We start from the raw sequence: 400 nt of genomic DNA, 5'->3' as shown, positions 1-400 counted from the left end.
TTGATCAGCATTTTGCCCCAACCTGTGTGCGAGAATATTCGTATCGATATGATAGTTACGACTCCACATATGAAACGTTAAAATACACACGTCCAAAAGAGTGTAGAGACTGTCCGTTAGCAGCCGATACGTTGTGTCAGAAGGTCTATAAAGTCAAGATCACAACCGATTTACGTCGGTATACAGCTCCGGCCCGTGGATCAAAAGCGTGGAAAACCATTTACAAGCAACGAAGCGCAGTCGAACGAGTTATTGCTTATCTCAAAGAATTTTTCCAGTTAAATAATGTTCGTTATCGTACAGGAAAACGGGCAAAAGTGCATTTTGATTTAACACAATTGGTATATAACGGAGCGAAGCTCGCATGTGATCGTATAGCTAAGTCACTCTCCAAAAAGGG

At 41.8% G+C, this 400-nt stretch carries 1 protein-coding gene; it reads left to right on the top strand.

The features are described 5' to 3' along the window. A partial coding sequence (locus SAZ04_RS21745) for a transposase (RefSeq protein WP_332699602.1) occupies positions 1-400 on the top strand: 400 nt, incomplete at both ends.

Source organism: Halalkalibacter lacteus, from assembly GCF_036663595.1.
In the GTDB taxonomy this organism is placed as follows: Bacteria; Bacillota; Bacilli; order Bacillales; family Bacillaceae_D; genus Halalkalibacter; species Halalkalibacter lacteus.
Note: the sequence above shows the minus strand (reverse complement) of the source record. Positions and strands in the feature narration are given on the sequence as shown.